Origin of the sequence: Bradyrhizobium canariense (assembly GCF_900105125.1) — a bacterium.
GTDB lineage: Bacteria > Pseudomonadota > Alphaproteobacteria > Rhizobiales > Xanthobacteraceae > Bradyrhizobium > Bradyrhizobium canariense_A.
Genome location: NZ_LT629750.1, coordinates 6,570,293 through 6,590,277 on the forward strand (window position 1 = coordinate 6,570,293; position 19,985 = coordinate 6,590,277).

Genomic DNA, 19,985 nt, shown 5'->3' on the forward strand with positions numbered 1-19,985 from the left:
CTAGATTTCCTTCCGCTGCATTGCGCCCGCGATATGATCCGCCTGCCGGATAGCGAGCGAAACGATGGTCAGTGTCGGATTGCAGGCCGCGCTGCTGGTGAACTGGCTACCGTCGGAGACGAACAGATTCTTGACGTCGTGAGTCTGCCCGAATTTGTTGACAACGCCGTCTTTTGCCTTCGCGCTCATGCGGTTGGTTCCCAGATTATGGGTGCTGGGATAAGGCGGCGTCGGGAAGGTGGCCGTTGCGCCGATCGCCTCGTACACCGCTGAGCCCTGCTTGTAGGCGTGGTCACGCATCGCGACATCGTTGGGATGATCGTCGTAATGCACGCTCGCAACCGGCAAGCCGTAGGTGTCCTTGGCCGTCGGGTCGAGCGTGACGCGATTGGTTTCCTGCGGCAGATCTTCCCCAACCAGCCACATGCCGGCCATCTGGGGATATTGTTCCATCGCGCTGGTGAAACTGCGGCCCCATGCGCCCGGATTGAGAAACGCCGCCATGAAGGGCAAGCCAAGCGACAGCGTCTCCATCTCGTAGCCGCCCATGAAGCCGCGCGACGGATCGTGCCGTGCCTCATCGCGGATGATGCCGGCCATGGTGGTGCCGCGATACATGTGCACCGACTTGTCGAACACCGCATAGACGCTGCCGGTCATGTGACGCATGTAATTGCGGCCGACCTGTCCTGAGCTGTTGGCGAGGCCGTCGGGGAACGTATTGGACGCACTGTTGAGGAGCAGGCGAGGGCTTTCGATCGAATTGCCGGCGACGGCAACGATCCGCGCCTTTTGACGCTGCGTCTTTCCGGCTTCATCCGCATAGACGATTCCGGTCACCTTTCCCGACCCATCGTGCTCGATCTTGAGCGCCATGCTGTTGGGACGCACTTCAAGATTTCCGGTCGCTTCGCCTTTGGGGATTTCGGTGTAGAGCGTTGACCATTTCGCGCCGGATTTGCAGCCCTGGAAACAGAAACCGATCTGCTGACAGGAGCCGCGGCCGTCGCGTGGCTCGCTGTTGATCGCCATCCGGCCGGTGTGGACTTCCTTGTAGCCGACCTTCTTGGCGCCGGCTTCGAGCACCTTGAAATTATTGTTGCCGGGCAATCCGGGGATGCCGTTGGTGCGGGTCACCCCCATCTTGTTTTCGGCCTTGGCGTACCAGGGCTCCATCTCGGCCAGCGAGATCGGCCAGTCGAGCACGTTGGCGCCCGGCACATTGCCGTAGGTGCTGCGGATCCTGAATTCGTGCTCGTCGAACCGCAGTGATGCGCCGGCCCAGTGGACGGTCGAACCGCCCACCGACTTGACGATCCATGCCGGCAGGTTCGGGAAGTCCTTGGCGACACGCCAGTTGCCGGATGTCGTTCGCATGTCCTTCCACGCCAGTTGCGTGAAACTGTCCCATTCGTTGTTGATGAAGTCCTGGATCTCGTTGCGTGCGCCGGCCTCGAGGATCACGACCTTGATGCCTTTCTGGGCCAGTTCGTTTCCCAGCGTTCCGCCGCCTGCACCGGAACCCACTATTACGACGACGCCGTCGTCATTCAGATCGAATTTCGCCATGACATGTTCTCCCAACCAGGTTTGCTCGAAGCCTTCAGACTTTCGGCAGCCAATCGATGTCGTTGAAACCACGCTTGATGTAGCCACCATGCTCGGCGGATGAGCCCTCGTAGCCGAACTTCGGCCACACCTCTTCCTGGTTGTAGAGAGAGACAACAAGATCGGAGCGAACCTTCTTGAAGAAGTCGGTCTGCTCGATTCCCTGCAGCAACACGATCCGGTCGGTTTCCCAGGGGACCTGGGCGTAGGCAACCTGGTGCCGATCATGTGCGTCCTGATCGAGACGCCGAACGCCATCTTCAAGCATCGCCTTGACGGCCGGGTCCTTTGCCGCCTTGCCGTTCCATGGCTTGATCGCGGTGACGTAATAACTGTCGACCAGGAAGTCGTGCGGATAGATATCGCGCGCGACTTTCACCAGCGTCTTCAGCGTCGCAGGCGTCAGCGCGGTTGCGTCCTCGGCCCAGGCGTCCGTGATGCCCAGACCTGAGCTTGTCGCCACTGCGGCGACCGGTACCGCGCTCGCAGCGCCCTGAAGAAATACTCGGCGATTATATTTGCTTCGACGATCAACTTCTCTCATGGCTCTCCTCCACTGATTGTTTTGTTGTTTGCGATTAACCGAAGCGGCCGCCTTTCTGGATCACCTCGATTTTGTAACCGTCGGGATCGGCGACGAAGAAAAAGCGGGCCAGCGTCGCGCCGTCATGCTTGAAATCGCGCAGCGGTCCGGGGGACAGCTTTTCCTGTTCGAACCGGGCGTGCTCGGCGTCGACGTTGTCGACGACGACAGCGAGATGGCCGTACCCGTCGCCGAGCGAGTAGGGCTCCTTGCGATCGAAGTTGACCGTCAGTTCAACCTCGAACGGTGAAGACGGATGACGCAGATAGATCAGCGCGAAGTCCGGAAATTTGAGATGGTCGGCGACTTCGAGCCCGAAGGCCCGCGCGTAAAAGTCGAGCGACTTCGCTTCATCGAGAACGCGGATCATCGAGTGAACCGGTTTTGCCATTCAGTTCAGCTCCTTGAGATAGGCGATGACGGCCGTGCGGATCTCGGGTTTTGATTGCCGGTACGCCATGACGGCGCCCGGAACGACCTCCTGCGGATTGGTCAGCCAGACATCCAGTTTGGCCTCATCCCAGACGAAATCGGCTTTCGCAAACCCGGCTGAATAGTGGAATCCGTCCGCTTTGCCGGCGTGCCGGCCGATGATCTTGAACAGCGGCGGACCCTGGCGGACCGGATCGGACAGATTGGTGGTGTGGCAGGTCGCGCATTGTGTTTTGAACAATGCCGCGCCATCCGACGGCTTCGCGGTGGGCAGCGGTATCTGCGCGCCAGCCATTTTCACGACCAGCACCGCGCTGCAACATCCCAGTCCGATTGCATGTACCGCGCGCCGCTTTGTCATGTGCATCACCGTTGGCGTGCACGGACTTTAGGTCGCTACGAACCGGCGGTGGTAGTAGCGGGCTGTTTCACGGCAGGACAAAACGCGGACATGTGTTCTGCCCGAGCGCGGATCAGGCAAGCCAGCTGTCCTAGTTCTGAGTTGTCCTGGAGCGATCCGGCAAGAACCGGATCGCTTCATGATCTGGAGCATGATCCGGAAAAGTGGAAACCGGTTTTCGGAAAAGATCATGCTCAAACAAAAAGATAACGCTGGATCATGATTCAACTCAGTTGAATCATGATCTAGTCGTCGAAGCCGCCGCGGCCGCGCCTCGCCTTGATGTCGCCGCGGTGCTTCTTGCCTTCCAGCCGGCGCTGCTTCGAGCCCAGCGTCGGCCGTGTGGCACGACGCGGCGTCGGCCGCACCATCGCCTCGCGCAGCAGTTCCAGCAGCCGGTCGATGGCGTCGGCGCGATTGCGTTCCTGGGTACGGAAGCGTTGCGCGTGGATCACGATCACGCCGTCCTTGGTCATGCGCTGGCCTGCGAGCCGGGCGAGCCGCGCCGCGGCATCGTCCGCCAGCGTGATCCGGCGGGTATCGAACCGCAACTGCGCCGCGGTCGCAAGCTTGTTGACGTTTTGTCCGCCCGGACCGGAGGCGCGCACGAAGCCGATCTCGATATCGTCTTCGTTGATCAGGAGATCGCGGGAAATCCGCAGCATGGCGTCACCGGAAGCCTCAAGGGTGACGCGTATGTAGCATGTTCTTCCGGAACCGCGCGTAGAGCACGGCTCAGTTTGCTGTGGGCGGCGGAGTGGCGGCCACGGGCTCAGCGGCGGCTTGCGGGGTGCGGCCGACGATCACGGTGAGCAAGCCCTGTCCCCACAGACGCTTGGCTGCGGCCTTCGCATCGTCGAGGGTCACGGCGTCGACGATGGCGTTGCGCTTTTCGATATAGTCGATGGGCAGCCGATCGAGCTGATATTGCAGCATCGCCGAGGCGAGCTTGGAAGAGGTGTCGAGCGCCAGCATCTGCGAGCCCTTAAGGTAGGACTTGGCTTCGTCCAATTCCTTCTGGGTCGGGCCTTCCTCGGCGATGCGGCGGACTTCCTTGTTGATGGCTTCGACCGTCTCGCCGGCGCGGTCGGAGCGTGTTCCGGTGTTTCCGACGAACAGCGCGGAGTGCTCCATCCATACCAGCGATTCATAGACCGAATAGGCAAGCCCGCGCTTCTCGCGCACTTCGCGGTAAAGCCGTGACGACAGCCCGGCGCCGCCGAGAATATGATTGACGACGTAGGCAGCCATGAAATTCGGATCGTGGCGCTTGATGCCGGGTCCGCCGAACGTCACCACGGTCTGCGGCACGTCGAGCGGGATGAGCGCGCGCTGCGGCGGCTTGGCAACCTCGATATCGGGGACCGGCGTGAGGCTCGCCTTGGCCGGCAAGCTGCCGAACGTGTGGTCGAGCAATTTGCCGAGCGTGTCGGCGTCGACATCGCCGACGACGGCCACCTTCAGCGTATCTTTGGCCAGCACGCGGCGAACGTAGTCCTTCAGGTCGGCGACGTTGATTTTCGGCACGCTCTCCAGGCTGCCCTCGGATGGCCTTCCATAGGGGTGGTCACCAAAGGCCATTTCCAGGAATTTGCGGCCGGCCAGCGCCGATGGATTGCTGGTGTCGCTTTGCAGATTGGAAATGATCTGCGAGCGAATCCGTTCGACGTCGGCGTTGTCGAAATGCGGCGACGTCAGTGACATCCGGAGCAAATCGAAGGCTTCGTCGCGGGTGTCCTTGAGCATGCGCAGCGAGCCGCGGAAATAATCCCGGCTCGCGCTGAAGCTCAGCTCGATGGCGCGGCGGTCGAGCCGCTCGTGAAAGGTCTTGGAATCCAGATCGCCGGAACCTTCATCGAGCAGGTCTGCGACCAGATTGCCGACGCCGGGTTTATCGGCCGGATCCTGGGCTGCGCCGCCGACGAAGGCGTATTCCATCGCGATCAGCGGCACGGTGGAGTCCTGCACGAACCAGGCCTCGATGCCGCCGGGTGAAACCAGATGCTGGATCTTGGCCGCTGCGTGCGATGGCGTTGACGTCAACGGCGCCATAGCGAGGCAGGCGCCAAGAATGAGCGCGGTGCGCCGAGTGCAAATCCAGGAATAGGTCACGAGCGCTTCTCCTCGCGCTTCGGCGCGCTGTCCTTGATCAAGTAACCCGTCACCGATCGCTTCTTGTCGAGCCACTTCTGCGCGGCCGCGCGCACCTGTTCGGCGGTGACGGCGCGAATGCGGTCGGGCCAGCTTCTGATGTCCTCGATGCTCAAGCCCGTCGTGAGCGCGGCACCGTACCAGCGCGCCAGCGTCGCCTGATTGTCCTGGGCGTAAATCGCCGAGGCGATAAGTTGCGTCTTGACCCGCTCGAGATCTTCGGCGGGCACCGTGTTTTGTGCGACGTCCGATATCACGCGATCGATTACCTGCTCGATCTGCGGGAACTCGACGCCCGGTTTCGGCGAGGCCGAGATCATGAATTGCGTCGCGTCGAGTGAGGTACCCTGATATCCCGCGCTGGCGCTGACGGCGAGCGGCTGGTCGACCACCAGTGCGCGATAGAGATAGGAATTGCTGCCGCCGCCCATCAATTGCGCGAGCACGTCGAGCGCAGGGCTTTCCCCGGCGGCGGCGGTTGTCGCGGACGGAACCAGGTAATAGCGCATCAGCTTGGGCTGTTCGACGCGGGCATCGGCGAACGTCACGGTGCGCGGCGCGATCGGCGGCGGCTCCTGCGGACGAAGGCGCTGCGCCGGTATGTCGGGCTGTGCCGCGACTTCGCCGAATGTCCGTTCTGCCATCGGGCGGATGTCCTTGGCATCGACGTCACCGGCGATCACCAGCGTCGCATTGTTCGGCGCGTAAAAGCGCCTGTAGAACGCCAGGGCATCTTCGCGGTTGAGTTTCTCGATTTCCTGGTGCCAGCCGATCACCGGACGGCCATAGGGATGATTGAGATAGAGCGCCGCCATGACCTGCTCGATCAGTCGCGCCTCCGGATTGTTGGCGACCCGCATGTTGTATTCTTCGAGCACGACGTCGCGCTCTGGCAGCACGTTTTCATCCTTCAGGATCAGGCCGGTCATGCGATCGGCCTCGAACTCCATCATCCGGCCGAGCTGGTCGCGGGGCACGCGCTGGAAATAACCGGTGTAATCGGTGGACGTGAAGGCGTTCTCATTGCCGCCGACCCGCAGCACGGTCTGGGAGAATTCGCCGGCCGGATGCTTGCTGGTGCCCTTGAACATCAGATGTTCGAGGAAGTGCGCAAGACCTGACTTGCCGGGCGTCTCATCGGCGGAGCCGACCTTGTACCAGATCATCTGGGTGACGACCGGCGTGCGGTGATCGGGGATCACAACCACTTTCAGGCCGTTGCCGAGGGTAAACGTGGCGGGAGGATCCGAGGTGACCGTGGTCTGGGCGACAGCGCCCTGCGTGAAGAAAGCGAACGCTGATACCAGCGCAGCGACGACAGAAACGGCGTAACGGTGCGTGTGCATTATGACCTGTCTGGAGGCCCGAACAGAAGCATTCGGGATAGAGCCGCGGCACTATACGCGGAGCGTGGGCCACCGGATGTCACGAAGTTGAGCGCAATGGGTCGGCTGCGAGAGGCGATTATTCGCCATACTTGCCGGCGGCAGGATTATATTCCTTGTTAAGCGATTCCTTCGGACCGGTGCCGTACGCAAAATTCGGCGACGGCGTCTGGTATCCGGTCGGAGGCTGGGTCAGGGAATCCCGGGTCGGCTCACCTTTGAACGGTGCGGTCTCGGTTGTATTGCCGTGGAACATGCCCATAAAGCCGCCGGTATAGCCGAGCTCGGACGGGTTGAGGACCGCGTGCATGCCCGGATCGCCGCCGGGCTGCAGGCTTTCCGAGTTGGCGGTGCTGCCGCCAGATCCGGCGGCCGTCCTGCCGACATTAAGTTCGCTTGGCGTCAGGATGCGGGAGGCTTCGACAGGATCCTTGTTTTCCTTCTTGCGCGCTGCGATGGCGGCCTTACGCCGGGCTTCGTCGGGATCTTTCGGCCAGTTCGGGACCTTGACCTCGGCCGTCGGGGCGGCCGGCGGCGGCAGATCAATCTTGGGGGGCACGACCAGCGGGGAACGTTCGCGATAATCGATGCCCCGGTTTTCCATGTTGGTGCCGCCGATTCCGGACATGATACCTTCGATGATCTTCTCTTCGAAGGTCTTGTCGTCATCTTCATCGGCGTCCTGGGCACGCGCGACGCCCACCGCCATCACCAGACCAATGCCCAAGGCGACCGCAGCGATACGCAGGACGCGCACCGGCACGCTTGACGCATCCTGCACAAACCAATCGCTGGCTTTGGTGTCGCGCATCGCACTGTTCCTGTTCAAATTTTTCCGCGGGTCGCCAACGGGCGCAGCTCCGCTCCGGTAAGCCATTCAAGCCCTGAGGGTCCGTATCAGCCGGGATCAGGGCGCTTTTGCGGCGGGTACCCCCAGGAAGGAATCATACAATAGGGCCGCTACCCCGGCAACAATCGCCACGTCGGCGAGGTTAAACACGTACCAATTGTAGGTATGGCCGCCGAGCTGGACATGGAACAGGGCGAAATCGACCACGGCGCCGTAAACGAAGCGGTCGATGGCGTTGCCGATGGCGCCGCCAATGATCAGGCCGAGCGCCACGGTCGCGATCAGGGTACGTGACCGCGCCATCCAGATCGCCAGAACGATCACGGCCACGGCCTTGACGATCATCAGGGCGGTCTGCGCCAGCGGACTGTCGCTCTGGAACCAGCCGAAGCTGATCCCGACGTTCCAGGCCAGCACCAGATCGAAAAACGACGTCACCTCCACCGCGCCGCGGTGAGCGATGTCGAACACCCGCAGCAGCCACAGTTTCGACGCCTGATCCAGGATCAGCACGGCGATGGCGGCAATGATGCCGGAGCGGGGAAAAGTCAAACGGCTACCCCCAGCGCCTTCCATTCGCGCAGCGCCTGCGCGTCGCGCGGCGACACGTCGGGATATTCAGGATCTTCGCCGACAGTGGGCAGGATCTTCCACGACCGCGCGCATTTGGTGCCGACGGCTTTCTCCACCACCACGGCGACGCCCGGCACGTCATTCAGCCGGAACGCATCGACCGGCGCATCCTCGTTGGTCGCCATCGCGTTCGAAGTGATGCAGACTTCCGCCAGATCGATATCGAACAACGTCGCAAAGATCGTCTTGTCGGAAACGTAAAGCAGCGGCGAGGCTTCCAGCGACGAGCCGATGCGCTTGGCGGCGCGCTCCAGTTCCAGCGCTCCGGTGACGACACGGCGGACGTTGCGAATGATTTCCCATTTAGCGGCCAGCGTATCGTCGCGGAATTTTTCGAGGCCTTCGGGAAACAGCGTGAGATGCACCGAGGGCTCGGCCTCCGGCCTGTACATCCGCCACGCCTCCTCGGTCGTGAACGACAGCACCGGCGCCAGCCATTTCAGGATCGCATCGCAAATCATGTCGATCGTGGTCAACGCGGCCTTGCGGGCCAGCGACGATGGCGGGTCGCAATACAGAGTGTCCTTGCGGATATCGAAATAGAACGCCGACAGCTCGGTGTTCATGAACGCCGAAAGGCTCGCGATCACGGTTTTATAGTCGAACTCGGCGTAGGCTTGGCGCACGATCGCCGCCTGCTCGGCGAGCTGATGCAGCATCAGCCGCTCCAGTTCGGGCATGTCGGCATAGGCGATCGCATCGGCCGGCTTGAAGTGGTGCAGCGTGCCGAGCATCCAGCGGATCGAGTTGCGCAGCTTGCGATAGGTCTCGATGGTGTTTTTCAGGATTTCCGGACCGATGCGCTGGTCGTCGGCATAATCGGTCGCGCATACCCACAGTCGCAGGATATCAGCGCCCGAATCCTTCATCACCTTTTGCGGCTCGACGGTGTTGCCGAGCGACTTCGACATCTTGCGGCCGTTCTCGTCGAGCGTGAAGCCGTGCGTCAGCACCACGTCGTAGGGCGCGCGGCCGCGGGTGCCGCAGCTTTCTAACAGCGACGAATGGAACCAGCCGCGATGCTGGTCACTTCCTTCGAGATACATCACGGTATCCTGGCCGCCGTCGATCTTGCGCTTGATGCCGGCCAGGCCCGGAAAATGCACGGGGTCTTCCAGCACGAAGGCGTGGGTCGAACCGGAATCGAACCAGACGTCGCAGATGTCGTCGACCTTCTTCCATTCTTCATTGGCATGCGAGCCGAGGAAGCGTTCGCGCGCGCCGTCCATGTACCAGGCGTCGGCGCCTTCCTGCTCGCAGGCGTCCGCAATGCGTTTATTGACGGCGTCGTCCTGCAGGATTTCCGCGGAGCCGTCGCCTTTTTCGCGCACGAAGACCGCGATCGGCACGCCCCAGGCGCGCTGGCGCGAGATCACCCAGTCGGGACGGCCCGCGATCATGCCGGTGATGCGGTTCTGTCCCGCCGGTGGCACCCACTGGGTGACCGAGATGGCATGCAGCGCGCGGGCGCGAAGCGTGTCGCCGGGCTTTGCTTTGCCGTCATCGGCAATGTCCTTGTCCATGGCGATGAACCATTGCGGCGTGTTGCGGAAGATCACCGGTTTCTTCGAACGCCAGGAATGCGGGTATTGGTGCTTGAGACGGCCGCGCGCCAGCAGCATGCCGCGTTCGACCAGCGCCTTGATCACGGCCTCGTTGGCGTCGCCCTTTTCGCCCTTGTCGTTGATCACGCGTTTTCCCGTGAACCCCGGCGCCTGATCGGTCAGCGCGCCGTTCTCGTCGACGGTATAGGGAATGGTGGTGTTGATGCCGCGGGATTCCAGCTCGCGCGCATTCGCCGTCCAGACGTCGAAGTCCTCGCGGCCGTGGCCGGGCGCGGTGTGAACGAAGCCGGTGCCGGTGTCGTCGGTAACGTGGTCGCCGGGGAGCAGCGGAACCGTGAATTCGTAGCCGCCGCTGAGACCTTTCAACGGGTGCGCACATTCCACCGCATCAAGGGTGTCGGCCGGGATGTCGCGGACCTTCTCGTAGGCGGTGACGCGCGCTTGCTTGAATACGCTTTCCGCAAGCGCATCCGCGAGCAGCAGAAGATCGCCGGCTTTGGTCCAGTTATCAGCGGGCGCGTCCGTGACCTTGTAGAGCCCATAGGAGATTTTCGGCGAGAAACTGATGGCGCGATTGCCGGGTAATGTCCAAGGCGTAGTGGTCCAGATCACCACGGAAGCGCTGGCCAGCGCGCCATGCGCCGGTGAGGAAACCGGAAATTTCACCCACACCGTATCGGAGGTGTAGTCCTCATACTCGACCTCGGCTTCGGCCAGCGCGGTTTTTTCCACCACACTCCACATCACGGGCTTGGAGCCGCGATAGAGCGTGCCGTTGGCCGCGAATTTCATCAGTTCGCGCGCGATCTGGGCTTCGGCGAAATAATCCATGGTGGCGTAGGGGTGATTCCAGTCACCGATGATGCCGAGCCGCTTGAATTCCTCGCGCTGCACGTTGAGCCAGTGCGTCGCATAGGCGCGACACTCGCGGCGGAACGCCACCATCGCCGCGGAGTCGCGGAAATCGGGCTTCTGCTTGCCTTTGGAGCGGTAGTTCTCCTCCTCGATCTTCCATTCGATCGGCAGGCCGTGGCAGTCCCAGCCCGGCACATAATTGGAGTCGAAGCCCAGCATTTGCTGGCTCTTGGTGACGACGTCCTTGAGGATCTTGTTCAGCGCATGCCCGATATGGATGTTGCCGTTGGCATAGGGCGGGCCATCATGCAGCACGAATTTGACCCGGCCGGCGGCGGACTTGCGCAGCTTCTCGTAGAGGCCGATCTCGTTCCAATGCTTGAGGATTTCCGGCTCGCGCTGGGGCAGGCCGGCGCGCATCGGGAATTCCGTCTGCGGCAGGAACAGGGTTTTGGAATAGTCGGCGGCTTCGGATTTTTGCAGCTTGTCGGACATGAATGCTCTGGTTTGGCTCGAAGGGCGCTGAAACGCGACTGATCGCGGATGCATGAAGCAGGTCCCGGTTTTCCGCCGAGCCGAAGCTCAGGCAGAAGCCGGGCCGCTAATGCTTATGGTGCGCCGCGCAAACATGGGGCTTTCCATAGCAGCCAGCCGCCGGATCGCAAAGCCCTGCCGGCGCCTTAACCTATGGTCCCAAGCTTCGGGAAAGCCGCCGGCGCCGCCGCCAGAGCGGCGCGGGCGCGCGCGCTGTCGTCATCCATCTGGCGCACCAGCGCTTCGATGCTGTCGAACTTCAGCTCCTCGCGGATAAAGCCGATGAAGGCAACGTCCAGCGCCGTTCCGTAGAGATCGCCCTTGAAATCGAACAGGAAAACCTCGAGCAGCGGCGCGCCATTGTCGAAGGTCGGGCGGCGGCCAAAGCTCGCGACGCCATCGAAGCGTTGATCGCCGCGGCCGACCCGCACGGCGTAGATGCCGTGCTTGAGCCCGCAATTCTTGTCGAGACGGATATTGGCGGTGGGATAGCCGAGATCGCGGCCGCGTTTCTCGCCATGGATCACCTCGCCGGACACGAACCATGGGCCGCCGAGCATCGCGGTGGCGTCGTCGATCTGTCCTTCGGCCAGCGCCATGCGGATGGCGCTGGAGGAGACCGGCCGTTCGTCGATATCGACGTGCGGCTGCACATCGACCTCGATGCCGAGCCGGGGCGCCTCGCCGACCAAAAGGCTGGGCGATCCGACCCGGCCCTTGCCGAAGTGGAAGTCATAGCCGACGGCAATCCCGCTTATGCCGAGCCGGTCGATCAGATCATGGTGAATGAAGTCTTGCGCCGTGGTCCCGGCCCGGTTCTTGTCGAAAGTCATCACCACGGCGCCCGCCAGCCCGGTTCCAGCCAATAGCCGAAGCTTGCTGGTCTCGTCGGAGAGGCGGAATTGGGGTGAATTCGGGCTGAAAAAACTGCGCGGATGGGGCTCGAACGTCACCGCCAGCGCCGGTTTGCCGTGGGCGCGCCCCATGGCAAGGGCTGCCGCGATAACGGCGCGGTGGCCGAGGTGGACGCCATCGAAGTTCCCCATGGCGACCACGGTCCCCTTCGGGATCGCGGCTGACGGCGTGGAATCGCGGATAACAGTAAAGCCAGATGTCATTTTGGGGATTCTTCGGCTCAAATCGGGTGCGGCGGGACCGTGACTTGGCGGGCCCGGCGAAGTCAAGGGACGCCCAATCGGGCCTCGGGGAGGTAGCAGACCCGGTTCGGGCCGGCCGGCGGGTTAACGGGCTGTTTAACGGCTGATGCTACTGCTTGGGGATGAACTGCGGGGCGTTCCGGCCTTGTGCAGGCCTAATTAATCGTATGCGGCGTCAGTGTCGTGCGGGGGTCCAAGATGGCGGTTGATCTATCGATGTCGGTTTTGGTGGTGGATGACTACAACACCATGATCCGCATCATCAGAAATCTCCTGAAACAGCTTGGCTTTGAGAATATCGACGATGCCAGCGACGGATCAGCGGCGCTGAACAAGATGCGCGGCAAGAAGTACGGACTCGTGATTTCCGACTGGAACATGGAACCGATGACCGGTTACGACCTGCTCCGGGAAGTGCGGGCCGACCCCAATCTGGCGACCACGCCGTTCATCATGATCACGGCGGAATCAAAGACCGAGAACGTGATCGCGGCCAAGAAGGCCGGTGTGAACAATTACATCGTTAAGCCGTTCAATGCGGCCACGCTGAAGACCAAGATCGAGGCGGTGTTCCCGGATATGGCGAGCGCGTAAGCGCTTCCACACTCGGACGGTACGCGTCCCAATTCGCAATGCCCGGGCCTGTCCCGGGCATTTGCGTTTTGGCGATGCTGCGCTTTACCAGCGCAACTCGCGCGTCAGCGCCCGCGGCGGATGGCCGAACAGCTCTTTCACCGAGGCGGGGTCCAGCTGGTCGATGCCTTCGAAATCCTCGGCGTGGATGCCGCGCGTGACGAACAAGCAATCGATCCCAAAATTATGGGCGCCCGCCAGATCCGTCCGTACGGAATCGCCAATCGCCAAAACGCGGCTGAGCTGAGGCGGCTGGCCACGGCGTTCGGCGGCAAGCTCCATGGCGCGTTCATAGATCGGCCGATGCGGCTTGCCGTAGAAGATCACCTCGCCGCCGAGTTCGCGATAGAGTTCGGCGATGGCGCCCGCGCAGTAGATCAGGCGGTCGCCGCGTTCGACAACGATGTCGGGATTGGCGCAGATCAGCGTCAGCTCGCGCTCGCGCGCCTGCATCATCATGCCGCGATAATCTTCGGCGGACTCGGTCTCGTCGTCCATCAGGCCGGTGCAGACGATGTAATCGGCCTCCGGCAGCGGCGCGAGCACCGGATCAAGGCCGCGGTAGATCGAATTGTCGCGTTCCGGGCCGAGCCAGAATACTTTCCGGCCGGGATGATCGGCGACGAAATGCCGGGTGAGATCGCCTGAACTGACGATGGCATCATAAATGTCGTCGGCGACATGAAGCTTGCGCAATTGCCGCTGCACTGAATCCGCAGGGCGCGGTGCATTGGTAATGAGAATGACGGTGCCGCCCTGCTTGCGAAAGGTATGAAGCGCCTCGCAGGCTTCGGGGAACGCTTCAAGTCCGTTATGGACCACGCCCCAGATATCGCTGAGCACGACGTCGACGCCGCCTACGAGGTCGCGCAGCTTCTCGGCAAAGCGAAGGGTCATTGCAGGGATTGCCGGTCAGCCCGGTCCGGCGGCGCGCCGCGCCAGCGCGGCATTGCCGCTAGACCTGGGAGGATCGATCGCCGGAGCGTCGATGGGAGTGGTTTTGCCGGGGCCATTGGTGTCCTGCACCTTGTTGGGAGCGGCCCCGCCGGTAGCAGATGCTCCCTCCGGCCGCAACGGCCGGGGAGGTGCAAACAGGAAGCCCTGCCCGAACCGCACATCGTAATCGAGCAGATCGACCACTGAACGTTCCCCTTCGATCCGTTCGGCGATCAGGTCGATTCCGAACCGGCCGAGCAGATCGGAAAGATCGGAAGGGTGGATGTCGGAGGTCGAGGTCTGCCTTTGATCGAGCAGCAGCACGGCGGGCACCTTGATGAAGCGGACCCCGCGATCGGCCAGCTCGCGCGGCTCGATCCGCAGGTCCGTGACGTGGTCGATGGAGAAACGGAATCCGCGCTGCACCAAAGCCGCCAGATGTTCGGTCTCGGTCGAGCCCAGATTGCGGAATGTTGCCTGCTTGAATTCGAGCACGAATGCGGGAGCCAGCGCGCGATTGGCTTCAAGGAAATCGAGGCATTGCGCAAAGGTGGCTGGATTGCCAAGCGTCGCGGCGGCGACGTTGCAGAATATCCCGACCTCCTTGTTGCGCACCATCAGCCGGCGCAGCACCTGCACGCAGCGCAGCATCACCATATGATCGATCCGTCCGATCAGTCCGGCGGCTTCGGCGATCCCGACGAAATCGTCCGCGGTGATGATCTGGTCCTTGTCGTCGCGCAGCCGCGTCACCGCCTCATAGAAGCGCACCTTGCGCTGCGGCAAGGTCACCATCGGCTGCAGATAGAGATCGAGCCGGTTTTCCTCGATGGCATTTTTGACGGCGGTAAGGACTTGCGCCTGGTTGTGGGAAGACACGGGCTCGGCCGCGACGGTGACCGGCGGCGCGGCGGCAGGTGCCGCAACGCTGGTGCCTTCGCCGGACAAAGGCAGCTGCTTTTGCCGGTCATGTTCCGGCTGGTTCGCCGGCACAGGCGCTGCGGCCGGCACGCCCGACGCCAGCAGATCGTCATGGGTCGCGACGGAGGCGGCGAGTTGTTTGACCAGCACGCCGAGTTCATTGATCTCGCCGACGACAGCCTGGATGCGGTCCGCGCCGGTTGAGTTGGCCGACGTGACACGGCCCTCGACGACGGCAAGGCGGCGTCCGAATTCGGCAACCTGGCGGGCGAGGTCGGCGGTGCCGCGCGACAGGTCCGTGATTTGTCCGCCGACGTCGGTGCGATCGCGCAGCCGCATCGACACCGCGTTGTAGAGGATCAGAAACGTCAGTGCGGTGAGCGCCACGATCGCGGATTCCGTTCCGCTGATGCCCGCCACGGAATACAGAACGAGGCCGAGCGAGGCTGCGACCAGCACCATGCAGATGGCGATAAAAATCGTGGAAATACGGATCATGTTGCGCCACGCTCCCCCAAGCGTTGCAAGCTTAGCATCAATGTTGATTCGAGCAGCTAGTGTTCTTTGGGCACGGCCGGAACCGCTGCTCCCAGCGTGTCGGCCATGACGGCGCGGCGGACGCCACGCGGTTTTGGGCGACCGATCGCGGTGTCCAGCGCGGTCTGGTGCTCGATTTCAGAATTCAGCTCGGCGCCGCACAGCACGATGATGGCCGACATCCACATCCACATCATTAGGCCGATGGCGGCTCCCAGCGAGCCATAGGTCGCGCCGTAGTTTCCGAAATTCGACAGATACCATGACAGCAAGCCGGAGCCTGCGATCCACAGCAAGGCCGCGGCCAGTGCTCCCACGCTCAGCCATTCCCACCGGGCGGGCCGCCGGCTCGGTCCGAACCGGTAGAGCAACCCAAGCGCGAACAACAGGATCACCAGCAGCAGCGGCCACCGCGTCAGGCGCACGATAGACTGGCTCTCCGGCGCCAGGCCGACATGGTCGAGCGCCAGCGGTACCGCCACCACCGCGCCGACCATCAGCAGCAGCGCTGCGATGCCGCCGGTGGTGAACGCCAGCGAGAGCAAGTTCAGCCGGATGAAGCTGCGCTTTTCCCGTTCCTCATAGACGACGTTCAACGCATCGATCACCGCCTTGACGCCGGCATTGGCGCTCCAGAGGGCGAAGGCGAGGCTGAACAGGAACGCCGCGCCCAGCGCGGTATTGCCTTTCATCAGCACGCGCGCGATCTGATCCTGCGCGATCTGGAACGAGCCTTCCGGCAGCATCAGCGCCAGCGTTTGCAGATTGGCGCCGATGGTCACGGGATTGGCGAACAGGCCGTAGCAAGACACCAGTGCGGTGATTGTCGGAAATACTGCGAGCAGGCCGTAGAACACCACCCCCGCGGCGGTCGCAAGCAGGCGGTCTTCGCTCGTCCGCTCATAGGTGCGCCACAGAATCTGCTTCCAGCCGGTCCACGGGATCCGAAACGGGTTGGTGAATTCCCGGCCGTGGGCCCGTTGCGAGACGTCATGTGGGGAAGCATCCGTATCAGGAGGCGGCAGCTCCTCCGAGGATGGTTGGGGCACCCGGCTTGAAAGATAGTGCTCGAGCGAGAGCACCAGGATGGTGGTGGCCGCGATCAGCAGCAAATTGTTGTTGGGAGCCGCTCGCTGGTCGGACATCGGACTTACATTCGTCGCGCCCGGCGCCGCCGCGCGGCGGCCCAGCCGAGTAAGGTCGCCATCAGGATCAGCCCGGTGCGGACGTCACGGTTATTCCACGCCGCAGCGGCCTGCGTCTTCCGTTGGTGTCGGTTGAGGCGTGGCTGCGGTGCGCTCGAAGGCAGCAAGGCCTCGATCTTGTCCGGATCGGCCACAGTCCCGGATACCGCGACGCGCAGACGGCTGGTGAGGGAGGGGAAGTGCGGCGAGGGACGCTTGAGTTTCACGGCGGCGAGAGCCGCGCAGATGGCGGCGATCAAGAGCAGCAACGCGCCGACAACGCCGAACGCGTCAAACAGCCCGTAGTTGATTTCAACCCAGCGAAACAGCGCGGTGATGCCGACGAAGCAGGCGGCGATCAGGAAAATACCCGCCACAGCGAATAATCCGGTCGCGACGGCATAGGATGTAACCGTGCCGGTCGCCTGATTGGTCCGGTCGCGAAGATATGACCGTATCGCCAGCTTGATCTGGTTGAGCTTGAGCCCCACCCCGGCGCGCAGCAGATCGCTCGAAGGCGCGAGCATGTCATTCCTCCATCACGGGGCCGGTTGCCCTGTGAGGGAGGAACGTGGATTGGTTTCGAATGTTCCGAACCTGCTCCCCTCCCTGCACTTGAGGGAGAGGAGTGGTGCGAGCCGTGTTACGCGACCGCGCGGATCACCTTGGCGACCTTCTCGACGATCTCGCCGATCTGCTCTTCGCTGACGATCAGCGGCGGCGTCAGGGCCAGCGTGTCGCCGGCGATGCGCAGCATCAGATCGTTGTCGTGGAAGGCGCTGTTCAGCGCATCGAAGCCGCGCTTGCCGACCAAGTCTGGGCGCGACGCGAGGTCGATGCCGGCCGTCAGGCCGATGGTGCGGATGTCGACCACGTTCGGCTGGCCCTTCAGCGTCATCACGGCGTCGGCGAATTTCGGCTCGAGCTTGAGGGCGCGCTCGAACAGTTTCTCGTCGCGGTAGATGTCGAGCGTCGCAAGGCCCGCGGCGCAAGCCAGCGGATGCGCCGAATAGGTGTAGCCGTGGGTCAACTCCACCACATGCTCCGGACCGCTCATGAAGGCGTCGTGAATGGTGTCACGCACGATCACGCCGCCCATCGGAGCCGCGCCATTGGTGATGCCCTTGGCAAAGGTGATCATGTCCGGCAGCACGCCGTAGCGCTCTGCGGCGAAGGCGTAGCCGAGCCGGCCATAGCCGGTGATGACCTCGTCGAAAATCAGCAGAATGCCGTGCTTCTGGGTGATCTCGCGCAACCGCTTGAGATAGCCCTTGGGCGCCGGCAGCACGCCGGTCGATCCCGCCATCGGCTCGACGATCACGGCGGCAATGGTTGTGGCCCCATGCAGGTTGACCAGGCGCTCCAGCTCGTCGGCGAAATGGACGCCGTAGTCCGGCTCGCCTTTGGTGAAGGCCTGCTTCTCGCGGTCATAGGTCGCTGGAAGATGGTCGACGCCGGCCAGCAGCGTTCCGAACATCTTGCGGTTGTTGACGATGCCGCCCACCGACGTGCCGCCGAAGCCAACGCCGTGATAGCCGCGCTCGCGGCCGATCAGGCGGGTGCGGCTGCCCTGGCCGTTGATCTGGTGATAGGCCAGCGCGATCTTCAGCGCGGTATCGGCGGCCTCCGATCCGGAATTGCAAAAGAACACGTGATCGAGGCCGGCCGGCGCGAGATCGGCAATGCGGCTGGCGAGTTCGAAGGCCTGCGGGATGCCGAACTGGAACGGCGGCGCATAATCCAACGCTTCAGCCTGCTTGGCGATCGCCGACGAAATCTGGGTGCGGCCGTGACCGGCATTGGTGCACCACATGCCGGAGGCGGCATCGATGATCTTGCGGCCATCGACGGTGATGTAATGCATGTCCTTGGCGCCGGCGAGCAGCCGCGGCGCCTTCTTGAAGGCGCGGTTGGCGGTAAACGGCATCCAGTGCGCGGCGAGGTCGTTCGGTACGTTGACGGCGGCAGGGCGTGGGCTCTTGTCGAGCATAGTGGCCTCTTGTGTTTTAGGGTTTGGCGGCTATCCGCAGGCTATCAGCTTCGCGGCGGTACGGGAACGCCGACGACCGCTAAATTTGCGTTCATTCAGACGGTTTTAGGGGCAGAACGAGCCTCTGGCTGCCCTACAAACTGGCTGCCCTGCAAATCGGCGGCGCCGATCCAGAACACCTCGCCATCGGACTCCTCGGTGTCCAGCCACAGCAGCGGCAATCGTGGATAGGCCGCTTCAATCGCGGGACGGCAACGGCCGACCTCGCACAACAACCCGCCCTGCGGCGTCAAATGCCGGCCAGCCTCCTGCAAAATGCGGACGACGATATCGATCCCGTCGGCGCCGCCATCGAAGGCGAGCCGGGGTTCGGCACGGCACTCGCGCGGCAGCGCCGCCATGCCGTCGGCATCGACGTAAGGCGGATTGGAAATGATCAGGTCGTAACGCTTGCCGCCGAGCGGTCCGAACAGGTCGCCACGGTGCAACGCCACCCGGTCTTGCAGGCCGTAGTCGGCGATATTGCGCCCGGCGACCTCGAGGGCACCCTTTGAAATGTCCACCGCGTCGATTTGCGCATTGGGAAAAGCCCGGGCCGCGAGCACCGCAAGGCATCCCGAACCGGTACAGAGATCGAGCACCGTCTCGACGGATTCGGGATCGTCGATCAGCGCGCCGCCTTCCTGGTCACCCTGGCCGCCGAAATGCGAGTCCAGCAATTCGCCGATGAAGGAGCGCGGTACGATCGTGCGTTCGTCGACATAGAAGGGCAGGCCGCGCATGTAGATCCTGTTGACGAGATAGGCCGCCGGTTTCCGCGTCGTGATGCGGCGGCCAATCACATCGAGAATCTGCCTGGCCTCTGCCGCGGTGACCCGCGCGGTCATGAAGGTCTCGAACTGATCGGGATGAAGATGCAGGATCTCGCCGACCAGAAACGCGGCCTCGGCCACGGGATCGGTGGTGCCGTGCGCGAACACCAGTTTGGCCTCGACGAAGCGGCTTGCCGCATAACGGACGAAATCGAGCAGCGTCAGCAATTCGCCGGTCGCGACCTTCGGAAGTTTGGAGACGCTACGGCCGCGCCCGGCGGCCGGTTTCGCGCGTCTGGAAGCCGGCCGCTTGGCCATCAGGATTTGGTCCAGCGCGCGGCGGCCGCATCGTCGTGATCGTGGGCCTCGACCCATTTCGTTCCATCCGCGCGTTCCTCGCGCTTCCAGAACGGCGCATTGGCTTTCAGATAGTCCATCAGGAATTCGGCCGCCTGGAACGCTGCCTGCCGGTGCCGTGAGGCCGTCAGCACCAGCACGATATTCTCGCCCGGCGTAATGCGGCCGACGCGATGAATGACGGTGAGGCCCGTCAACGGCCACCGCGACATCGCGGTGTCGGCATGCCGGGCAATTTCAGCCTCGGCCATATCAGGGTAATGCTCAAGCGTGAGCGCGGCGATGGGCTCGCTGCCCTCGCTGTCCCGGCAAATGCCGGAAAAGCTCACGACGGCGCCGATATCCTTGCGATCTCGCGTCAGCGCGGCAATCTCCTGCGCGATGTCGAAATCGGCTTCCTGAATGCGGATGGTCACGAGAGCGGTCATGCGATCGTCGCGGTGGCTGAATGTGTTGTTGTGA

General features: G+C 62.9%; 19 protein-coding genes. 1 reads left to right on the forward strand and 18 read right to left on the reverse strand.

The features are described from left to right. The 11 genes from BLV09_RS31045 to BLV09_RS31095 all read right to left on the reverse strand — a co-directional run bounded on the left by BLV09_RS31045 (position 1) and on the right by BLV09_RS31095 (position 12,114). Positions 1-1,569, reverse strand: a complete 1,569-nt coding sequence (locus BLV09_RS31045) for a GMC family oxidoreductase (protein ID WP_100386037.1) — start codon at positions 1,567-1,569, stop codon at positions 1-3. A 34-nt stretch (positions 1,570-1,603) separates the two neighbouring features. Beyond that, on the reverse strand, positions 1,604-2,152 hold the full coding sequence (locus tag BLV09_RS31050; protein ID WP_146690116.1) for a gluconate 2-dehydrogenase subunit 3 family protein: 549 nt from the start codon (positions 2,150-2,152) through the stop codon (positions 1,604-1,606). Between the two features lie 34 nt (positions 2,153-2,186). Beyond that, positions 2,187-2,582 carry a VOC family protein gene (locus tag BLV09_RS31055; protein WP_146690117.1) on the reverse strand — a complete coding sequence of 132 codons (396 nt, stop codon included), beginning with the start codon at positions 2,580-2,582 and terminating at the stop codon, positions 2,187-2,189. Then, positions 2,583-2,918, reverse strand: coding sequence for a c-type cytochrome (locus BLV09_RS31060; protein ID WP_146691382.1), 336 nt, complete (start codon positions 2,916-2,918; stop codon positions 2,583-2,585). Positions 2,919-3,268: 350 nt separating this feature from the next. After that, positions 3,269-3,688, reverse strand: coding sequence for an alternative ribosome rescue aminoacyl-tRNA hydrolase ArfB (gene arfB / locus BLV09_RS31065; RefSeq protein ID WP_146690118.1), 420 nt, complete (start codon positions 3,686-3,688; stop codon positions 3,269-3,271). A 70-nt stretch (positions 3,689-3,758) separates the two neighbouring features. After that, complete coding sequence (locus BLV09_RS31070; RefSeq protein ID WP_433994453.1) at positions 3,759-5,075, reverse strand: M16 family metallopeptidase; 1,317 nt, start codon at positions 5,073-5,075, stop codon at positions 3,759-3,761. Between the two features lie 56 nt (positions 5,076-5,131). Beyond that, positions 5,132-6,520: a M16 family metallopeptidase gene (locus tag BLV09_RS31075; protein WP_146690120.1), complete on the reverse strand. Its 1,389-nt coding sequence runs from the start codon at positions 6,518-6,520 to the stop codon at positions 5,132-5,134. Between the two features lie 118 nt (positions 6,521-6,638). Beyond that, entirely contained in the window at positions 6,639-7,370 is a 732-nt protein-coding gene (locus BLV09_RS31080) for a hypothetical protein (RefSeq protein WP_146690121.1), read from the reverse strand. Between the two features lie 96 nt (positions 7,371-7,466). Beyond that, positions 7,467-7,961 carry a signal peptidase II gene (lspA, locus tag BLV09_RS31085; protein WP_167558935.1) on the reverse strand — a complete coding sequence of 165 codons (495 nt, stop codon included), beginning with the start codon at positions 7,959-7,961 and terminating at the stop codon, positions 7,467-7,469. After that, complete coding sequence (gene ileS, locus BLV09_RS31090; protein WP_146690122.1) at positions 7,958-10,957, reverse strand: isoleucine--tRNA ligase; 3,000 nt, start codon at positions 10,955-10,957, stop codon at positions 7,958-7,960. The genes lspA and ileS overlap by 4 nt, the downstream gene beginning before the upstream one ends. A gap of 185 nt (positions 10,958-11,142) precedes the next feature. Then, the gene (locus tag BLV09_RS31095) at positions 11,143-12,114 is read right to left on the reverse strand and encodes a bifunctional riboflavin kinase/FAD synthetase (RefSeq protein WP_146690123.1); all 972 of its coding nucleotides are present in this window, start codon (positions 12,112-12,114) and stop codon (positions 11,143-11,145) included. A gap of 237 nt (positions 12,115-12,351) precedes the next feature. Between BLV09_RS31095 and BLV09_RS31100 the strand changes: the two genes are divergently transcribed. Further along, a complete protein-coding gene (locus BLV09_RS31100; RefSeq protein ID WP_100386047.1) occupies positions 12,352-12,747 on the forward strand; it encodes a response regulator in 396 nt (131 codons plus the stop codon). Between the two features lie 84 nt (positions 12,748-12,831). Here BLV09_RS31100 and BLV09_RS31105 read toward each other — a convergent pair whose 3' ends face one another. The 7 genes from BLV09_RS31105 to BLV09_RS31135 all read right to left on the reverse strand — a co-directional run bounded on the left by BLV09_RS31105 (position 12,832) and on the right by BLV09_RS31135 (position 19,951). Then, positions 12,832-13,683, reverse strand: coding sequence for a TIGR01459 family HAD-type hydrolase (locus BLV09_RS31105; RefSeq protein WP_146690124.1), 852 nt, complete (start codon positions 13,681-13,683; stop codon positions 12,832-12,834). A 15-nt stretch (positions 13,684-13,698) separates the two neighbouring features. Further along, positions 13,699-15,141, reverse strand: coding sequence for an EAL domain-containing protein (locus tag BLV09_RS31110; protein WP_146690125.1), 1,443 nt, complete (start codon positions 15,139-15,141; stop codon positions 13,699-13,701). A 56-nt stretch (positions 15,142-15,197) separates the two neighbouring features. Next, on the reverse strand, positions 15,198-16,325 hold the full coding sequence (locus BLV09_RS31115; protein ID WP_146690126.1) for a YihY/virulence factor BrkB family protein: 1,128 nt from the start codon (positions 16,323-16,325) through the stop codon (positions 15,198-15,200). Between the two features lie 5 nt (positions 16,326-16,330). Continuing rightward, positions 16,331-16,891 carry a phage holin family protein gene (locus BLV09_RS31120; RefSeq protein ID WP_146690127.1) on the reverse strand — a complete coding sequence of 187 codons (561 nt, stop codon included), beginning with the start codon at positions 16,889-16,891 and terminating at the stop codon, positions 16,331-16,333. Positions 16,892-17,007: 116 nt separating this feature from the next. Then, positions 17,008-18,354: an aspartate aminotransferase family protein gene (locus tag BLV09_RS31125; RefSeq protein WP_100386052.1), complete on the reverse strand. Its 1,347-nt coding sequence runs from the start codon at positions 18,352-18,354 to the stop codon at positions 17,008-17,010. A 95-nt stretch (positions 18,355-18,449) separates the two neighbouring features. Next, positions 18,450-19,484 carry a 50S ribosomal protein L3 N(5)-glutamine methyltransferase gene (prmB, locus tag BLV09_RS31130; RefSeq protein WP_146690128.1) on the reverse strand — a complete coding sequence of 345 codons (1,035 nt, stop codon included), beginning with the start codon at positions 19,482-19,484 and terminating at the stop codon, positions 18,450-18,452. Next, the gene (locus BLV09_RS31135) at positions 19,484-19,951 is read right to left on the reverse strand and encodes a molybdenum cofactor biosynthesis protein MoaE (RefSeq protein WP_146690129.1); all 468 of its coding nucleotides are present in this window, start codon (positions 19,949-19,951) and stop codon (positions 19,484-19,486) included. Before BLV09_RS31135 ends, prmB begins: the two co-directional genes overlap by 1 nt. Between the last annotated feature and the right edge of the window lie 34 nt (positions 19,952-19,985).